The organism is Psychrobacter sp. 16-MNA-CIBAN-0192, assembly GCF_040309565.1.
GTDB lineage: Bacteria > Pseudomonadota > Gammaproteobacteria > Pseudomonadales > Moraxellaceae > Psychrobacter.
In genome coordinates, this window is sequence record NZ_JBEOOX010000006.1 from 91,129 (window position 1) to 108,511 (window position 17,383).

Sequence of the window (17,383 nt, forward strand, 5' to 3'; positions counted from 1 at the left end):
GCTATTGACTGCTTAAAGCTAAACGCTACGTTGCGATAAAAAGACCAGTCTTCGGATTGGTCTTTTTTTATCGTTCATATCTTAAATTATTTAAAAAATGGAATCTCGATTATCGCTTAGTTACGTGGAGGCACTTTTTTTTAGGCTGCTATCAGTTACAATATACGGAAGACAATTGATAATAAGAAAGAGGGCAATACTTTATGGATAATTTAATCACCGTGCAGTCACATATTCAGCTGCAAACACCTATTAATGAGCGTGCTATCAATATTGGTAATGACCAACCTTTTGTATTGTTTGGCGGTATGAATGTCTTAGAATCAAAAGAACTGGCATTTGAGATTGCTGAGCAATATATTGATATCTGCCAACGTTTAGGTATCGGCTATGTATTTAAAGCCAGCTTTGATAAAGCGAATCGTTCAAGTTTGACCTCGTTTCGCGGTCCTGGTTTAGAAAAAGGCATCGATTGGCTGGGACAAATTAAAGAAAAATATAATGTCCCAATTATTACCGACGTTCATGAACCGTATCAAGCGGCACCCGTTGCTGAAGTTGCCGATATTATTCAATTGCCAGCATTTTTATCGAGACAGACAGATTTGGTAGAAGCAATGGCAAAGACGGGCGCGATTATTAATATTAAAAAAGCCCAGTTCTTAGCGCCACATGAGATGCGCCATATCATGAATAAATGCCTTGAAGCGGGTAATGACAAGCTGATTTTATGCGAGCGTGGTAGCGCCTTTGGTTATAATAATCTGGTCGTTGATATGCTAGGTTTTGATACCATGAAGCAGATGAATGTGCCAGTATTTTTTGACGTGACGCACAGTTTGCAACAACCGGGTGCGCGTAGTGACAGTGCTGGCGGTCGTCGCGAGCAGATTACTACCCTTGCACGTGCAGGCATGGCAACAGGGTTAGCAGGATTATTTTTAGAAGCACATCCAAGTCCTGAAACAGCAAAATGTGATGGACCTTGTGCATTACGCATGAGCCAGTTAGAACCCTTTTTACAGCAAATAAAGCAGATTGATGATTTGGTAAAAGGTTTTGAGATATTAGATACGCAGTAGAAGTTAGCGCAGAGAATTAGGGGTTGATACTTACATATTGGTACTCATATATTGATACTCGTCAAAGGAGACTAGGATGGCAATTCAGTTGGCACAAGTTAGTATTGAAAATATCGATGATGCTGAAGGGTTAGAGAGCGTGATGACTGCGCTCAAAAACATTACCGGGGTCATTGCAATTGAGCTAGACCCTGCAAATGATGTTGCTATCGTGCGCTATGAAGATACCGATACCAGTATTCATGCGCTAACAGCAGCCATTAGTATGGTAGATTATGTGACTCAGCCGTTTCCAATTGATTCACCACAGAATCCCGATTATCATGGCTAAATACTGACTGATTATTCATATAATAAACTAATACTAGTAACGAGGAGATGATGATGACAGAGCAAACACGAGTTCTTAACATTGATGGTATGACCTGCGGTGGCTGTGTTGCCAGCATTTATAGTGCAACGGCTGATATTGATGGGCTATTGACTATGAGTATTGAGCTTGCGGACAATCAAGCGGCTATTAGCTATGATGATAGCAAAACTGATGCTGAAACCATCGCTGCAGCGATTGAAGATGCTGGCTTTGATGTCACTATTGCGCAAGCGTAATTTGTATTTTCGTTAAAAAAACCAGCTATATAAGCTGGTTTTTTAATGGTTTATTTTAATCAAGAGTCATTATCTTATTGTGCGATTTTATAAGTGAATATCCGTTATAAGATAGGTTTTTACTATAATAGGTCTCGTTTTAACGAAGATTGACTTAAAAAGATTAGGTTTACTTGAAAAATGAGCCCTTAGCCTAATCTTGACAGATAATTGATGTATTTTTTCATAAGGTAGCGCACTATACCGCGCCTCTCTATGTATTTTTATTTTTCGACTTTGCTATAACGAGTTTTATTTATGAATGATTCTAGCCGCACTGACAGCAACCAAAGCAGTGACCAAATCAGCGATCAGCCTTATGCCGTAAAGACGAATATTCAGGCGCAGACGCAATTGCAACCGCAGCGTGCGCATTTGCAATTGGCGATTGAAGGTATGACGTGTCAGGCGTGTGCATCGAGGATCGAAAAGGTGTTGCATAAAAAGCCTGCTCTGTATGAGGCGAGCGTTAACTTCGCTGGGGAGACAGCGAACATTGATTATGACCCAACCCAAACCACGCCCGACGAGATTACTGCTTGGGTCAATAAAACTGGTTTTGTGGCGAATATGCAAGCAGCGGACGAATTGTTTGCGCAAAATAATGAAGCGCCTAGTAAAAATTTGCCTTGGCGATTGATTGCCATATGGATATGTTTGCTGCCGTTTTTAGTGGGCATGGCAGGCATGCTGACAGGTTTTGGTATGGCGTGGATGCCACCGGTTTGGATACAGTTTGTCTTAGCAACGATTGTTCAGTTTGGCTTGGCATTACCTTTTTATAAAAGCGCATGGGCGTCTATCAAAGGTGGTTTGGCTAATATGGACGTGCTGGTTGTCCTTGGCACGGTGACTATTTGGGCATATTCAACTTATATTTGGCTCGCGCATGGCGATAGCAGCATGGGTAATATGTTGCAAGATACTGCGCATCATGGTCCTGAAGTTTATTTTGAAGCTGGAGTAATGGTCATTGCCTTTGTGCGCACGGGCAAATATTTAGAAGAGCGTACCAAAAAGCACAGCTTAAACAGTATCGATTTACTCTTGTCTTTAACCCCTGATACGGTAGAGCAGCAGCAGCCAAATGGAGACTTTCATAATGTGGCGCTGAGCGATGTGCAAGTGGGTGATATTTTGCGTGCTAAGCAAGGCAGTCGCGTTGCCACAGACGGTATGGTCATTGATGGTTCGGGCTACTGTATAGAAAGTCATCTGACGGGCGAATCTATACCGCTGAAAAAAGAAGAGGGCAGTGAGCTGCTGGCAGGAGCGTTGGTTGATAATGGCAGCTTGTTATACCGAGTTCGTGCCAAAGGTCGAGATACCAAGCTTGGCGATATGGTACAAGCGCTTAGCGATGCCCAAGGTTCCAAAGCCAATTTGGCGCGACTGGCTGATAAAGTTACCGCGATATTTGTGCCCGTAGTGGTAACGATTGCCTTGATAACTTTTGCATTAACGTGGTGGTTCACAGGCATGGTAGATACGGCATTAATGCATGCAGTGTCTGTATTGGTTATCGCTTGCCCATGCGCGCTTGGCTTAGCCACGCCGGCAGCGATTATGGCAGGTATGGGCGTGGCAGCTCGGCACGGCGTTTGGTTTAAAGACGCGCAAAGCTTAGAGGCAGCCGGTGATATTGATACGGTGGTATTGGACAAAACAGGAACGCTGACCATTGGCAAACCAACCATTGTCGATCAGGTCATGGTGGATGGCTCAATAGCCGTTAATGAAGTGCTACAGCTGGCTGCCAGTGTCGAGGTCCATGCCAGTCATCCCTTAGCGACTGCTTTGGTGCAGGCAGCAAGTTATCGTAAGTTATCGTTATTACCCGTCACGGATATCAGCGTGATTCAGGGCGCTGGGATTCAAGCAACGATTGATGGTCTTGGGGTGATAAAAGTTGGTTCAGCAGAATTTGCTAATTTAACCTTACCAAAATTAATGCCTAAAGTCTGGAAAGTTGCCAGTACCGTGGCTGTGAGTATTAATGATGAGCCGCTAGGCGCTTTTGCCTTAGCTGATGATTTAAAAGCTGATACGCCGCAAGCAATTGCAGCGCTACAAGACGCTGGCATGCATGTGATTTTGATGAGTGGTGATAAGCAATCAGTGGTTGATCATATCGCTACACAGTTGGGCATTCAAGCCGCTTATGGCAGCATGAGCCCACGTGATAAAGCCACTCGTATTGCCAAATTACAAACCGCAGGGCATAAAGTGGCAATGGCAGGTGATGGGGTTAATGATGCCCCAGCGATGGCAACAGCGGATGCCAGTTTTGCCATGTTTGAAGGGACAGATATTGCTCAGCATAGTGCTTCAGCGCGATTAATGGGCGAGTCGCTCATGCATATTGATGCGGCACAAAAAATCGCTCAAGCGACGGTACGCAATATTAAACAAAATCTATTTTTTGCCTTTATTTATAATTGTCTGGGTATTCCGCTGGCAGCGTTTGGCTTTTTGAATCCAATGATTGCCGCAGCAGCAATGGCGTTAAGTTCCATCTCTGTATTGATGAATGCCCTGCGCTTGACCCAATTTACCACTGCAGTTGAAGGTCATGATGCTGAAGCGATGACTGAAGCGACGACCGAAGTAATGACTGAATCTGATGCTCATAAATAAGCAGCGATTGATAGCTGATTAAAGGCAGCATAGTGTGGATGAAGATGGGCGATGTTTTAGTGAATTTATGCTATGATGCCAAACATTGTCAGCAAGTATAATCATAAAACGAATTTGCTTTATTATTGACGATATCATTCGGATAAATAGACATTTTTGCTCATGAATTGCTGATTACGTTTTTATGCTACTGCCCCTTTTTTATCCCATAAACCTGGCATGACCAAAGGAATTAACAGACATTATGTACGCTGAAGAAACCACAAACGTCACTCAAATTAAAGACATTCGCGCCCGTGAGATTTTAGACTCGCGCGGTAACCCAACGATCGAAGCCGATGTTATTTTAGCTGACGGCACCATTGGTCGTGCAGTCGCTCCTAGTGGCGCCTCAACTGGCTCACGTGAAGCACTTGAGTTACGTGACGGTGATCAAGCCCGTTATATGGGTAAAGGCGTCAAAAAAGCAGTTGCTAATGTGAATAGCGAAATTCGCACTGCATTGATGAACACCGATGTTACTGAACAGCAGCGTCTTGATGATGCCATGATTGCTCTTGACGGTACCGAAAATAAAGACAATCTTGGTGCTAATGCTATATTAGCTGTTTCGCTTGCTGCCGCAAAAGCTGCCTCAAAATCACAAGGTTTGCCACTGTATCAATACATCGCTGACTTGCGTAACCAGACGTCACTCACCATGCCTGTACCAATGATGAACATTATCAATGGTGGCGAGCATGCGGATAATACCGTTGATATCCAAGAATTTATGATTGAGCCGGTTGGTTTTAGCAGCTTTTCAGAAGCGCTTCGTGCCGGAACCGAGATTTTCCATAGCTTAAAATCAGTACTAAAATCACAAGGTCTGAATACTGCGGTCGGTGATGAAGGTGGCTTTGCCCCTAACTTACGTAGTAATGAAGAAGCCATTACCGTTATCATGCAAGCCATTGAACAAGTTGGCTATAAGGCTGGCGAAGACATTCATTTAGCCCTAGATTGCGCCGCTAGTGAGTTCTATAAAGATGGTAAATATGTATTGGCAGGTGAAGGTAACAAATCTTTTGATAGCCAAGGGTTTTCAGACTATTTAGTCGGTCTTGCTCGTCAATATCCAATTATTTCTATTGAAGACGGTCTTGATGAATCAGATTGGGAAGGTTGGGCATATTTGACTCAGCAGCTTGGTGATAAAGTACAGCTGGTTGGTGATGATTTATTTGTGACCAATCCAACTATTTTACAGCAAGGTATTGATCAGCATATTGCCAATGCTATTTTGATTAAATTTAACCAAATTGGCACACTGTCAGAAACCCTAGATGCCATTTATTTGGCGAAAAAGAATGGCTATGCAACAGTCATCTCGCATCGTTCAGGCGAAACTGAAGATACGTTTATTGCTGATTTAGCTGTTGGTACGGCTGCTGGTCAAATAAAAACTGGCTCACTATGTCGCTCTGATCGCGTTGCAAAATATAATCAATTGCTGCGTATCGAACAGCAAGTGCGCGCCAGTTACCGTGGACGCGAAGAGTTTATCGGTCTACGTGGCTAAGCGCTTTTATTAGTCGGGTTTTAGACAATCTTAAGCTATCGGGTAATAGTTACGCGATGGCTTAAGATATAATTAATGATAAGTTTTCGATAAACAGACTGCTTTACCGTATATTTTCTAATGATGAGAATATACTATAAAGCTCGTTTTATATAGGTCGGGTGAGCTGGGTCAGTATCACCTTTTTTTATCTTTATTTTTTAGTATGCGACGTCATTGTGATATGAAATATTTTAGTCAGCTTATGTTATTTGCTTTAGCCATAGTCGTACTATTAGGATTACAGTACCAATATTGGTGGGGTGAAAACGGTCGTTTTGCGCACAATGAATTGCTGACTGAAATTGATACGCAGCAACGCTTAAACGGCAGTCAGCTTGCTGAAAATGATTTATTGCGTACAGACGTCAATGATTTAAAGAATGGTTTAGAAGCGGTAGAAGAGCATGCACGTTTAGACTTAGGGCTAATTAAGCCGAACGAAACTTTTGTGCAAGTGTCTACAGCGCCTAGCCTACAAAGTCAGTAAGTTCAAGTCAGTAAAATTAAGTATAAAGTGCTTTTAGCTCTTCTTATTTAATATTCTTGATTGATATCTATTGGGTTTATCGTCCCTTTTTTATTATCGTACTAATATCCCTTCCGCAATTATTAATATTAATTATGCCATTCAAGCATTATTTTTCTTATAACTGATAATCCTTTTGAACGATGACCTAGATGTATGAATACTTCTCCTAAAGTACATGCAATGATTGTAGCTGCCGGTCGTGGTAGCCGTTTTGGTGCGTCTATTGCTAAGCAATATGTGGTGATACAAGGGCAAACGCTTTTGCAGCATAGCGTTGCTCGATTGGCAGACAGCATTTACATTGATCAATGTCTCTTGGTAATTGCAGCAGATGATGATATCGCGCAGGCGTTAGACTTTGCTTTGCCTATTCACTATGCCACGGGCGGCGCTGAACGTTGGCAATCCGTGCTGGCAGGTTTAGAGGCTATTACTGCTACAGGCGCGAACGATGCTGATTTGGTGCTTATTCACGATGCGGCGCGACCAGCAGTACCTTGCCATGATATTGAAGCAGTAATAGCAGCAGCCATGCTGGAGACGTACGGCGCAATTTTAGCGACGCCCGTAGCTGATACCTTGAAGCGCTCTCAGCCTAGAATCGATAAAGACGGAAACGATACTGCTTCTTATGTTGAGCGAACGGTTGATCGTAGTCATATGTGGCAAGCGCAAACGCCGCAAGTCTTTCGTGTCAGTCAATTACGTAAGGTTCTGGCATACGTTGCTACTCATAACCTACCCATTACTGATGAAGCCAGCGCTTTTGAATACCTAAATCTGCCTATTCGCTTGGTCACTGGCAGCCGTCAAAATATCAAGCTCACATACCCTGATGATGCAACCATGTTAGCTGCCATTCTTAATATCTAACTCCATTATCCAACTTTTATAATAAGCTCATCTCTTGTAAATAAGAGAATGCCCTCATAGATATCTTTTTCCCTTTCTTAGCATATAAATGATGCAAGTAATCAACACTTTCATTAGTTTACAAAAGGCATTGTTGTCTTATCGTAATTGTTTGCTATGTTGACTAAACTAACCTATGATGTAACTAAGTTAATACAATAATTATAATTGTAAGATACAACGATAATGTGCATAGCCAATTAGTAACTGATGGCATTGCTATTATTTTTTGATAGTTAGCAGACGACTTGATGATTCAAGTTGGCATTAAATAAGGAGAGGCTGGTTGTCAACCTTTACTGATACTGACATCACTGCATCAGAAGTGGTAGATCTCTACCAATTCATCTATATAAGCCGTATCACCTCTACAGGCTTATCAGGCGCTAGTACGCTCAATAATATTGCCGAAACGTCCATCAAAAATAATAAAATAAACGATATTACTGGCATTCTTTGTTACGGTAATGGTTACTTTTTTCAGTATGTTGAAGGCACAGAACAAGCATTAACCAACTTAAAAAACCAGTTATTAATGGATGAGCGGCATAAAGATTTGCAAATGTTAGAGTTTGCAGAAATAAAAGCACGTCGTTTTCAAAACTGGGCATTACGCTCGATTGTGCTTGAACAATGGCTATTTAAAGATCCAAACTTGACTGCTTTATTGCCCTTTAAACCATATACATGGAAAGACGAAGATAGCAGCAAGTTTTTAAACTCATTACAGCAATATTATAATAGCCAACTCAAAGAAGAAGAGGTCGATATGCAACCTATTAAATATAATGCGCTAGGTGTTACGCTATCTAAAGTAGTCGGTCAACATCAGGCATTTTTTTTAATTCAGACCGTGCTTGGCACGCTGATTGTATTGGCTTTACTCTGGTTTATGCTCGCTGATAAATTTTAGTTAGTGGCGAACTATCTTTATAATATAGAGTATTTAAAAGTCAGCACGTTGCTGGCTTTTTTTGTATCTTATGATTCATAGTGATAGTACTTGTTAAGGGTTGGTATCGCTCATTTGTGTTTATAAGAGATGGGTTAAAAAGGGTCATATATAGCAAGAATGTATAAATACTCTAAACATAAAAAAACTCTCAAAACCTAAAAGGCTTTGAGAGTCTTGAAAATATCATCAATGATAATATTTTAATATATGGCGTCCCCACGGGGGTTCGAACCCCGGTTACCGCCGTGAAAGGGCAGTGTCCTAGGCCACTAGACGATGGGGACTAGTGATACTTCAACGCTTTCACTGTTATGCTGAAGTGGTGCACATTTTAATGGCAATCGTGAAAGGTGTCAACCTTTTTTTAGCGCCTTTTTGCATTTAATTGCCTTTGGCGTCTTTTTGCCGTCAAATACTTCTTTTTAATCGCGCGCTTTGGGTGCAAATCATTATTTTTTAGATGGTGACGAATCCACAGTGACGTACATGCACTAATGGTTAGAGCAAGAAGCATATATCCAAAAATTGTACCCCACAATATATGATGCGGTTCCATAATAACGTCTTCCTTGACAAGCTGCTTGTCATTGCAGAGTAAGCAACTATGGTATCGCTACCAATAGCTTACCTAGTTATTGATTATATTCATTGACTGTGATAGCCATAAAAATGAACTGACTATTAACACTGGTTATTAATAGTCAGTATTCATCTAGTATAGAAGCAACATAGGATAAAGCTATTGGGCTATTGTTTCGTTATTGTGCTGTCTGGTCTGCAGTTGTACTATCATTTGCTTCAGCGGCTAGCAGTAAAGCGTTCGGCATCATAGGGTAATGATTGAGAATATGGCAAAAAAGCTCGGCTGTTTTTTGCGTATCATATAGCGCCGAGTGAGCATTATTGCCGTCAAATTCTAGACCAGCCGCCTTACAAGCGCGGGCAAGCACGGTTTGCCCAAACGCTAGCGCGGATAAAGTTACGGTGTCAAAAACAGAAAATTGATGAAATGGGTTATGGCTTTTACTATTGGTGCGCAGGACGGCTGCATTTAAAAAATTTAAGTCAAAATGGGCATTGTGACCGATTAGCACACATTGACGGCAGTCTTCTTGCTTGCGGACTTCTTTTAAACCTTTAAATATACGTCGCAGTGCGGTTTTTTCTTCTTCAGCAATCGCTTTGCGCATCGGATTATTAGGGTCGATACCGGTAAAAGCTAGGGCACTTGGCTCTAAATTGGCACCTTTAAAAGGTTCGATATGAGCGTTGAGCGCGTTACCCGGATAAAATACGCCATGCTCATCTAATAAGATGGGTATACAAGCAATCTCTAGAAGTGCGTCAGTATTTGCGTTGAAGCCAGCCGTTTCGACATCGACGACTACAGGTAAGAACTTACGAAAGCGTTCTTTAAGACTCATTGGTGCTGCTTCTACTGCTATTTCTGTGGAGGTCTCTGCTGTTTTATCTTCAGGAGCATTAGAATAAGTGTCCATAATAGCGCTCGTCGTCAACGTACTGTCGGCTTGTCGATTGGCTACGTGAGATTCTGAAATATCAGTCTGCAAATCAGTATTAGTTTGATTCTTCATATAAGGTTAAATCGCTTTTATCGGTCGTACGGATATATTAAAGTTTAACGAGCACCCGAGGATATAAGAAAATATGGCTTATCATCGGGCGCAATAAGCGGTTCTGCACGCTGTAACAAAATGCTTTAACGAAGTTTTAGGCTTTAATAGACCAGGGTAACGTTTCACCTGCCATTAATGGCGTGAGGGTTGAGCCATTAAAGTAAGGATAATGTGTCGGTATTTGCATTGGGGTATTAATTAGGGTCACGGTATTAGTATTAACTGGCAGCCCATAAAATTCTGCACCAAAACGACTGGTAAAGCCTTCTAATTTATCAAGCTTGCCAATACTGTCAAAGGCAGTGGCATATAACGGTAGCGCGGTTGGGGAACTATAGCAGCCAGCACAGCCACAAGCGGCTTCTTTTTTATCTGTGGCATGCGGTGCAGAGTCCGTACCTAAGAAGAATTTAGGACTGCCACTAGTCGCCACTGCCAATAGGGCTTGCTGATGGGTAGCACGTTTTAAAATAGGTAAGCAATACATATGCGGCTTGATACCACCCAATAGCATGTCATTGCGATTGAGCATCATATGCTGTGGGGTGATGGTTGCGCCAATTTGGCTGCCTTGTGCCAATACAAAGTCGGCTGCATCGCTGGTAGTAATATGCTCAAGGACGATTTTAAGGCTGGGGAAACTCTTTACAATTTTTCCTAACACTTCATCCAAAAAGCGTTTTTCACGGTCAAAAATATCAACGTGAGCGTGAGTCACTTCGCCATGAAGCAGTAAAGGTAAATTATATTTTTCCATTGCTGCAAAAACGTCGGCACAAGCAAGAATGTCAGTTACGCCATCGGCTGAATTGGTGGTAGCGCCTGCAGGATATAACTTAACCGCTTGTACGATACCTGACTTTGCGGCGATTTCGATATCTTGAACCGAAGTATGATCAGTCATGTATAAAGTCATGCGCGGATCAAAAGTCGCTTTGCGAGCGGCATTAATATCACTATCAGCAAGATGCTGCATAATGCGCTCACGATAGGCGCGGGCGTCGTCAGCATTTTTAACAGGTGGTACTAAATTTGGCATGCAGATAACGCGGTTAAAACTGGTCGCGGCATGTGGTACTGTGGTTGCCAAAGCAGCACCATCACGTAAATGAATATGCCAGTCGTCTGGCTGGAGAATGGTTAACTCTTTAATCGGCTGGGTCATAGGAATCACGATGCTCTAATAAGTGAAATGGTCAGATATAAAAGGCGGGGAAAAGGGTTATAAGGGTTTTATAATGATAGCATTTAGTCAGCTGTTATAATAACAGATTTGCCCACTCGACTGAATGTGCGTCCAGAAAGGGGGCTGCAAACATAAGATAAACTTTAAATAAATAGCAACGTCATACCGTGGTTGCACTTTTGCCCATCCTAAATATGATGTACACTGAGTAGACACACTACCTTTTGTCTGATTCTTGCGAGTTATTACTTCTTCGTATTATTTTTCTGCATTATTTCTACACTTACCAGCCCTTATCAGGAGTTTTTCATGGCTAAACTAGATCCAAAAAATATCAATAAAATCGTCTTGGCATATTCTGGCGGTTTGGATACCTCCATTATCGCTAAGTGGTTACAAGATACTTATGACGCTGAAGTGATTACCTTCACCGCTGATATCGGTCAAGGCGAAGAGGTCGAGCCGGCACGTGCCAAAGCACAAGCCATGGGTATCAAAGACATTTATATTGAAGATTTGCGTGAAGAATTTGCACGCGATTATGTGTTCCCCATGTTCCGTGCCAATGCTATTTATGAAGGCGAGTATTTATTAGGCACGTCTATTGCGCGTCCTTTAATTGCTAAGCGCCTGGTTGAAATTGCCGCCGAGCATGGCGCTGACGCTATCAGTCATGGCGCAACTGGTAAAGGTAATGACCAAGTACGTTTTGAGCTGGGTGCTGTTGCCTTATCACCTGATGTAGTAACCATTGCCCCTTGGCGTGAGTGGGATTTATCGAGCCGTGAAAGCTTGATGGAATATGCCAAAGAACATAATATCGCCATTGATTATGCGGGTAGTAAGAAAAAATCACCGTATTCAATGGATGCCAATCTACTGCATATCTCTTATGAAGGCGGTATCCTAGAAGATCCGTACGCTGAAGCAGAAGATGATATGTGGCGCTGGTCAGTTAGCCCAGAAGAAGCGCCTGACGAAGCACAATATTTAGAATTGGAATATGAAAAAGGAGATATCGTTGCGATTGATGGTGAAAAACTTAAGCCATTTGAAGTAATGATTAAATTGAACGAAATCGGCGGTAAGCATGGCATTGGTCGCTTAGACATTGTGGAAAATCGTTATGTTGGTATGAAGTCACGTGGTTGCTATGAGACGCCAGCAGGTACAATTATGCTCAAAGCGCATCGCGGTATTGAATCATTAACGCTTGACCGTGAAGCCGCGCATCTCAAAGATGAGCTGATGCCACGTTATGCTAAAATCATTTATAACGGCTATTGGTTCAGCCCTGAGCGTCTGATGTTACAGGCATTGATTGACAAATCACAAGAATATGTCAATGGTACGGTTCGCGTGAAATTGTATAAAGGCGCAGTTAGTGTGGTTGGACGTAAATCGGACGATTCATTGTTTGATGAAAAAATCGCCACCTTTGAAGATGATGCTGGTGCATATGATCAAAAAGATGCGGAAGGTTTCATTCGCCTAAACGGTCTACGTTTGGCTATCGAAGCCAGCCGTGGTCGTGATTTGTCTAAATAAGCTTTTATCAATTATTTTAGGCAATTAGCTTTAGACGATTGTTTCTAGTAAATTGGTTATAAATAAAAAACAGAGATGTGATGTCTCTGTTTTTTTTGCTTTGTAATGATTCTATTTTTAATTGCTATAAATGTAGGATTAGCGCCTAATGACCAAAATTATCATCCCATTTATTATCATAAAAAAACTTAATAATAAATAAAAAAGGACAACGTTTAATGATAAATAATAGCAGTAAAAACTGTATAAAAGATGATGATTTGCGCTTAATCGTTAACATCGAAAAGCAAATACTAAGCGTTTATCAGAATGATAAAGAGATAGCTCACTATGATATTTCAACCGCCAAAAATGGTGTCGGTAGTCAGCAAGACAGTGGCTGTACACCGCTTGGCGAACATGTTATCGCTGAAAAAATAGGTGGCGACTACTCTATTAATGCTGTATTTATAGGGCGAGTGCCAACCGGAGAAATATATAGCGAGATACTAGGAAAACAATACCCTGAGCGCGATTGGATACTCAGTCGTATCTTATGGCTGGCAGGTTTAGAAGAAGGTATCAATAAAGGCAGTAACGAACAAGGCAGCTGTGATACCTATCAGCGCTATATTTATATTCATGGTACACCTGATAGTGAACCTATGCATATGCCACGCTCGCACGGCTGTATACGCATGCGCAATCAAGATATTATTAAATTGTTTGAGCAGGTTAAAGAGGGTACGGCTGTAAACATTATAGCTTGCTAAGATGGAGATAATAATACGTTAATGAGGTAATTAAGCCTTAAGAATAAGTTAAAAAAGGTGATATTACAATTTCATTAATAAAAAATACTTAATAAAACTAATTATAATTTAAGAGAATAGTTACAATAAGGTTTGAGCTGAGGATAGCTGTTTTTGATAAATGTATTTATTTAGCTTTATCTTTGAGCTATATATTTAATGTTTGCCTTGAAAGCTCAACGTAGTAATCAATAATTTTAATTAGCAAGGACAATAATAATGACCACAGAAAACTTAGTCACTTTACAACAAGCCTTTGATACTCGTCGCACTATTTACGCTTTAGGCAATGAGCTACCCGTTATGCCACAAGCGATTATCCATATTGCCGAGCGTGTTTTGCTACATACACCGTCTGCCTTTAATTCGCAATCCTCACGGTTGATTGTATTATTTGGCGAGCAACATCGACAGCTGTGGGACATTACTGAAGCTAAATTGCGCCAAGAGATGGGTAATGGCGATTTCTCTAGTAGCAAGAAAAAGATGGACAGCTTTCGTGCTGCAGCAGGAACAGTATTATTTTTTGAAGATAATGAGGTGATCAAATCATTACAAGATAAGTTTCCGTTATACGCTCATCACTTCCCGACTTGGGCGCAACAAACCTCAGCTATGCATCAGTATGCGCTCTGGACAGAGCTGCGCACGTTAGAAGTGGGTGCTAGCCTACAACACTACAATCCTTTAATTGATAATGATGTGGCAACAGCCTTTAACGTTCCTGATAACTGGGATTTAATTGCCCAAATGCCCTTCGGTAATATCTTAGAGCCAGCCGGCAAAAAAACCTATCAGCCCCTTAATGAGCGTATGCGCGTCCTTGGTCTTGAGAGCTAATGCTCAAAAAATAGCTATAAAATATTAAAATCTCTATAAAAAAGACAGCTCATCATATGGGCTGTCTTTTTTATAGAGATTTTTATTAAAAACCATCACCAAAATATCGGGCATTCATGCAAACGATGTAGATGCTTTTGCCAGCGCTGCTGTTGCTCTGGTAATGTTGCAGCAAGCCAACCTGCACCATATAATGCTTCCGGATTGGTTACTGATTTTTGCTGATAGCGCTGTTGGTAGTTGAGTTGCTGTTGATACATCTCCAGTGACTTTTGTGCTTTAGCTAAGTGCTTCATCCAACGTTTGCTTGCCTTTCTTGGATACAAGGGAGCAGCGAACTCAGCAATATAACGTACCTCAGTTAATTGCTGATGGATATCACCACTATTATCTTGTTCACTTTGCAATAAATTAGCCTGTTTTTTTGCTAAAATCTTGGATAGCTTATCTATCGCAAGTTTATCGGCTTGCGGCTCAGCAGATGTATGACTCATCACAAATTCAATCAATTCTAATAAAGTTAATTGAAAATCATTGGTACATATTGCATCACTAGGTGCTAGCTTAATCTGTGCAATATCTGTGCTCCAATCTAGAGACGGCGCGCCTTGCTGTTCCAGTAATGTCTCAATATCTGTGATCATATAGGCTGTGCTAATGTACTCATCAAGTGCTGTTGTCGTCTGTTTAATAATACCCAGCCATTCATTATTTAACTGCTCTGAAAATTTGCCAAAAGTTTGTAGTGCAGTAGATAGGCGGGAGAGACCATGAGCAAGTTGTATAGCATGATGGATATCTTTACTGCCATCGGCAATTGCACTGCTGTTCGGTAATATTTGCAGTAGACAATTATGTACGACAGCACGTATAAATTCAGGCAGGTTACTTTTTTTATTAACCTGTAATAGAGTCAAGTCTGCCTCAACCGCTGGACTATAAGCTTGCTTATTAATCAGTAAGCCGCCGCGCTCCGCTTTGGTAACTGTTGATAGGCACAGCTTATAGCGTTTGCACCATGTCTTTGCGGTTGCAAATAAAAAGTCAAGCTCACCTGCTATCAGCTCAAACTCGATTTCTTGAATGGCTTGACGCTGAGTGTCATCGCAACCATGAATAATTGCTCCGTAATCATACGCCATCTCTATACTATTAATATGCTCGCCACTATCGTCTTCTAGCATTCGCGTCGTACGCTGCACATCCGTAACATATCGCCGAGTTAAATTTTTTGCCAGTTTTTTTAATTTAAAATCTGCTAAAGCAGGGGCGATAGCCGTATCCTTATAAAGTGTCAAATCAGGCAGCAAGTTATTATCAGCCAGCATTGCTTGCACATGGTCGGTATCAAGAACGGTGTTGTGCTCCAAGCGCGCTGCTATGCCGTCGCCACCTGCTTTAATCGTCTGTACCCATGTTGCGCCCTCTTGACGTATGCGTAAGCCAATGCCAGCTGCTGCCAGTTCCTGCTTTTGCGTATCAAAATAATGAGCCATCATTGGTGTGGTCTGTGAGGACTTGATATTGACTTGTCGCATCAATCCTTTGAGCCGGTCTTGCGGCACTAAAAACTTCAGTTCTATTTCTTGCATGATGGTTCCCTGTCGTTTTGAATAATGGCGGTGGCGAATACGGCTATTGCTCTGAGTTTACCATCCTATGGGAGCAATTAGATAATGACAAGTCGATTATTAACAGCATTTATCTTTTACTATATCGATAAATGTCGGGTATGGCGATATACTAAGTAGCGATATACTAAACCATTATGCTCAGCAATCCTGTCAACCCTATCCGCCGCATTGATTATGCAGGAACTATAAACCATGACCTTACCATCGAACCAGTATCCACAAAGTGATATTTATAATAATAACGGCTTTGCTACCATAAATACTCAAATCCGTGCGCGCCCTCTGCTCAGCAGTAGCTTAGCATTGGCATTGCTTGTTGTTACTGGCTGTAATAATAGCTCGCAATACGATAACAGCAGTAATGAGGAAGTTGCTTATCAGGAGAGCACACAAGCCGCTGAGGATATGGGCGGTGCTGAAGCAGTCGTAAATGCGGCAGGTGAGGACAGCGCTGAGCAAAATGATGTGCTCACGGTCGAAAGTCTAGGTGGCAATAGCGCGCAAAGCTTAGACACTCAAGTAACAGGGGTTGAGATTGCAGGCAAAACCTTACTGGTGAATGTTAATGCTGATTTTAAAGTTGCGGATGTGGTCAAAAGTAGCAGTGCTATTGAAAAAATGACTCAACAGCAAGGAGGCTATGTTGCGCTGAGCGACATTAATAATAACGAAACCGATCGTCGCACTTTTGCCAAGGGCGCACAAAATATCACACTTATCACCTATGAGCGCCAAGCAAATATGACGGTGCGTATTCCTAAGGTCAACGTCAAAACGTTTTTACAGCAAATACAAGCACAGGTAGCATTTTTAAATGACCAATCGTTTAGCGCACAAGATGTAACCCTTGATATTTACCGTGAACAATTAGCCGCCAAACTCAACAATGATATGGCAGTAGAGCTTGAGCAAGAGCGGCTAAAAAGTAAAAATAATAAAGATCAAAACAGTAATGTAGATGCTATCACCGCAACCTATGCCGCACGTCAGCAGCAAGAGTATGCCAAGCTTGAGCAAATGGATATCGAGGATAAAGTCAAATATAGCACCATTACGCTATCCTTCAGTCAGCCTGCCAGTAGCTATAAGGAAATCACACAGAATATTGAACTATTAATAGACGCTGAAGCGCCAAGTTTTACTGAGCAAGCTAGTGAAGCGTTTAAAACGGGTTGGGAAATTCTCAAAAAAGTCGTTATTAGCTTGATTGTATTATGGTGGTTATTGATCGTGATTGGTGTTTTTTACCTATTATATCGTTTGATAAAAATCGCTTATTGCAAGCTTTTACCTGCCAAGTCAATGCAGAAAAACAAGTCACATAACCATACTAAGGTATCAGAACCTACGCGTAAAACGGATGATACACATCAGAATTAAG

General features: G+C 41.5%; 15 protein-coding genes and 1 tRNA gene. 12 read left to right on the plus strand and 4 right to left on the minus strand.

Going from position 1 to position 17,383, the window contains the following annotated elements:
• Positions 1-203: 203 nt before the first annotated feature.
• The 8 genes from kdsA (at position 204) to AAEY78_RS07310 (ending at position 8,324) form a co-directional block, all read left to right on the plus strand.
• Positions 204-1,082: a 3-deoxy-8-phosphooctulonate synthase gene (gene kdsA / locus AAEY78_RS07275; RefSeq protein ID WP_352338557.1), complete on the plus strand. Its 879-nt coding sequence runs from the start codon at positions 204-206 to the stop codon at positions 1,080-1,082.
• Between the two features lie 76 nt (positions 1,083-1,158).
• On the plus strand, positions 1,159-1,413 hold the full coding sequence (locus AAEY78_RS07280) for a heavy-metal-associated domain-containing protein (RefSeq protein ID WP_352338559.1): 255 nt from the start codon (positions 1,159-1,161) through the stop codon (positions 1,411-1,413).
• A 53-nt stretch (positions 1,414-1,466) separates the two neighbouring features.
• Positions 1,467-1,691, plus strand: a complete 225-nt coding sequence (locus tag AAEY78_RS07285) for a heavy-metal-associated domain-containing protein (RefSeq protein WP_352338561.1) — start codon at positions 1,467-1,469, stop codon at positions 1,689-1,691.
• A 297-nt stretch (positions 1,692-1,988) separates the two neighbouring features.
• Complete coding sequence (locus AAEY78_RS07290) at positions 1,989-4,367, plus strand: heavy metal translocating P-type ATPase (RefSeq protein ID WP_352338562.1); 2,379 nt, start codon at positions 1,989-1,991, stop codon at positions 4,365-4,367.
• A gap of 244 nt (positions 4,368-4,611) precedes the next feature.
• On the plus strand, positions 4,612-5,928 hold the full coding sequence (eno, locus tag AAEY78_RS07295; protein WP_352338564.1) for a phosphopyruvate hydratase: 1,317 nt from the start codon (positions 4,612-4,614) through the stop codon (positions 5,926-5,928).
• A gap of 223 nt (positions 5,929-6,151) precedes the next feature.
• Positions 6,152-6,457, plus strand: coding sequence for an FtsB family cell division protein (locus tag AAEY78_RS07300; protein ID WP_352338566.1), 306 nt, complete (start codon positions 6,152-6,154; stop codon positions 6,455-6,457).
• A gap of 195 nt (positions 6,458-6,652) precedes the next feature.
• The gene (gene ispD / locus AAEY78_RS07305) at positions 6,653-7,372 is read left to right on the plus strand and encodes a 2-C-methyl-D-erythritol 4-phosphate cytidylyltransferase (protein ID WP_352338568.1); all 720 of its coding nucleotides are present in this window, start codon (positions 6,653-6,655) and stop codon (positions 7,370-7,372) included.
• A gap of 325 nt (positions 7,373-7,697) precedes the next feature.
• The gene (locus AAEY78_RS07310) at positions 7,698-8,324 is read left to right on the plus strand and encodes a BLUF domain-containing protein (protein ID WP_352338569.1); all 627 of its coding nucleotides are present in this window, start codon (positions 7,698-7,700) and stop codon (positions 8,322-8,324) included.
• Between the two features lie 250 nt (positions 8,325-8,574).
• Here the strand turns inward: AAEY78_RS07310 and AAEY78_RS07315 are convergent.
• From AAEY78_RS07315 to pyrC, 3 genes are all read right to left on the minus strand, one after another.
• Positions 8,575-8,650: transfer RNA gene (locus AAEY78_RS07315), tRNA-Glu, on the minus strand.
• 474 nt (positions 8,651-9,124) lie between these two features.
• Positions 9,125-9,790, minus strand: coding sequence for a ribonuclease T (rnt, locus tag AAEY78_RS07320; protein ID WP_352338606.1), 666 nt, complete (start codon positions 9,788-9,790; stop codon positions 9,125-9,127).
• A gap of 307 nt (positions 9,791-10,097) precedes the next feature.
• Positions 10,098-11,168, minus strand: a complete 1,071-nt coding sequence (gene pyrC / locus AAEY78_RS07325; RefSeq protein ID WP_352338571.1) for a dihydroorotase — start codon at positions 11,166-11,168, stop codon at positions 10,098-10,100.
• Positions 11,169-11,498: 330 nt separating this feature from the next.
• On the opposite strand from pyrC, the gene AAEY78_RS07330 reads away from it, so the two are divergent.
• The 3 genes from AAEY78_RS07330 to AAEY78_RS07340 all read left to right on the plus strand — a co-directional run bounded on the left by AAEY78_RS07330 (position 11,499) and on the right by AAEY78_RS07340 (position 14,368).
• The gene (locus tag AAEY78_RS07330) at positions 11,499-12,737 is read left to right on the plus strand and encodes an argininosuccinate synthase (RefSeq protein ID WP_352338573.1); all 1,239 of its coding nucleotides are present in this window, start codon (positions 11,499-11,501) and stop codon (positions 12,735-12,737) included.
• 218 nt (positions 12,738-12,955) lie between these two features.
• On the plus strand, positions 12,956-13,489 hold the full coding sequence (locus AAEY78_RS07335; protein WP_352338575.1) for a L,D-transpeptidase family protein: 534 nt from the start codon (positions 12,956-12,958) through the stop codon (positions 13,487-13,489).
• A 258-nt stretch (positions 13,490-13,747) separates the two neighbouring features.
• The gene (locus AAEY78_RS07340; protein WP_352338576.1) at positions 13,748-14,368 is read left to right on the plus strand and encodes a nitroreductase family protein; all 621 of its coding nucleotides are present in this window, start codon (positions 13,748-13,750) and stop codon (positions 14,366-14,368) included.
• Between the two features lie 95 nt (positions 14,369-14,463).
• Here the strand turns inward: AAEY78_RS07340 and AAEY78_RS07345 are convergent, their stop codons facing one another.
• Complete coding sequence (locus AAEY78_RS07345; protein WP_352338578.1) at positions 14,464-15,960, minus strand: CYTH and CHAD domain-containing protein; 1,497 nt, start codon at positions 15,958-15,960, stop codon at positions 14,464-14,466.
• Between the two features lie 234 nt (positions 15,961-16,194).
• Here AAEY78_RS07345 and AAEY78_RS07350 point away from each other — a divergent pair, with 234 nt between their 5' ends.
• On the plus strand, positions 16,195-17,382 hold the full coding sequence (locus AAEY78_RS07350) for a DUF4349 domain-containing protein (RefSeq protein ID WP_352338580.1): 1,188 nt from the start codon (positions 16,195-16,197) through the stop codon (positions 17,380-17,382).
• Position 17,383: the final 1 nt, after the last annotated feature.

Bases quoted from the DNA above. Each gene is read 5' to 3' on its own strand.
- AAEY78_RS07290 (WP_352338562.1), top strand. From the start codon at position 1,989: ATGAATGATTCTAGCCGCACTGACAGCAACCAAAGCAGTGACCAAATC.
- AAEY78_RS07345 (WP_352338578.1), bottom strand. From the start codon at position 15,960: ATGCAAGAAATAGAACTGAAGTTTTTAGTGCCGCAAGACCGGCTCAAA.
- kdsA (WP_352338557.1), top strand. From the start codon at position 204: ATGGATAATTTAATCACCGTGCAGTCACATATTCAGCTGCAAACACCT.
- AAEY78_RS07340 (WP_352338576.1), top strand. From the start codon at position 13,748: ATGACCACAGAAAACTTAGTCACTTTACAACAAGCCTTTGATACTCGT.
- AAEY78_RS07280 (WP_352338559.1), top strand. From the start codon at position 1,159: ATGGCAATTCAGTTGGCACAAGTTAGTATTGAAAATATCGATGATGCT.
- rnt (WP_352338606.1), bottom strand. From the start codon at position 9,790: ATGAGTCTTAAAGAACGCTTTCGTAAGTTCTTACCTGTAGTCGTCGAT.
- eno (WP_352338564.1), top strand. From the start codon at position 4,612: ATGTACGCTGAAGAAACCACAAACGTCACTCAAATTAAAGACATTCGC.
- AAEY78_RS07350 (WP_352338580.1), top strand. From the start codon at position 16,195: ATGACCTTACCATCGAACCAGTATCCACAAAGTGATATTTATAATAAT.
- ispD (WP_352338568.1), top strand. From the start codon at position 6,653: ATGAATACTTCTCCTAAAGTACATGCAATGATTGTAGCTGCCGGTCGT.
- pyrC (WP_352338571.1), bottom strand. From the start codon at position 11,168: ATGACCCAGCCGATTAAAGAGTTAACCATTCTCCAGCCAGACGACTGG.
- AAEY78_RS07335 (WP_352338575.1), top strand. From the start codon at position 12,956: ATGATAAATAATAGCAGTAAAAACTGTATAAAAGATGATGATTTGCGC.
- AAEY78_RS07300 (WP_352338566.1), top strand. From the start codon at position 6,152: ATGAAATATTTTAGTCAGCTTATGTTATTTGCTTTAGCCATAGTCGTA.
- AAEY78_RS07285 (WP_352338561.1), top strand. From the start codon at position 1,467: ATGACAGAGCAAACACGAGTTCTTAACATTGATGGTATGACCTGCGGT.
- AAEY78_RS07330 (WP_352338573.1), top strand. From the start codon at position 11,499: ATGGCTAAACTAGATCCAAAAAATATCAATAAAATCGTCTTGGCATAT.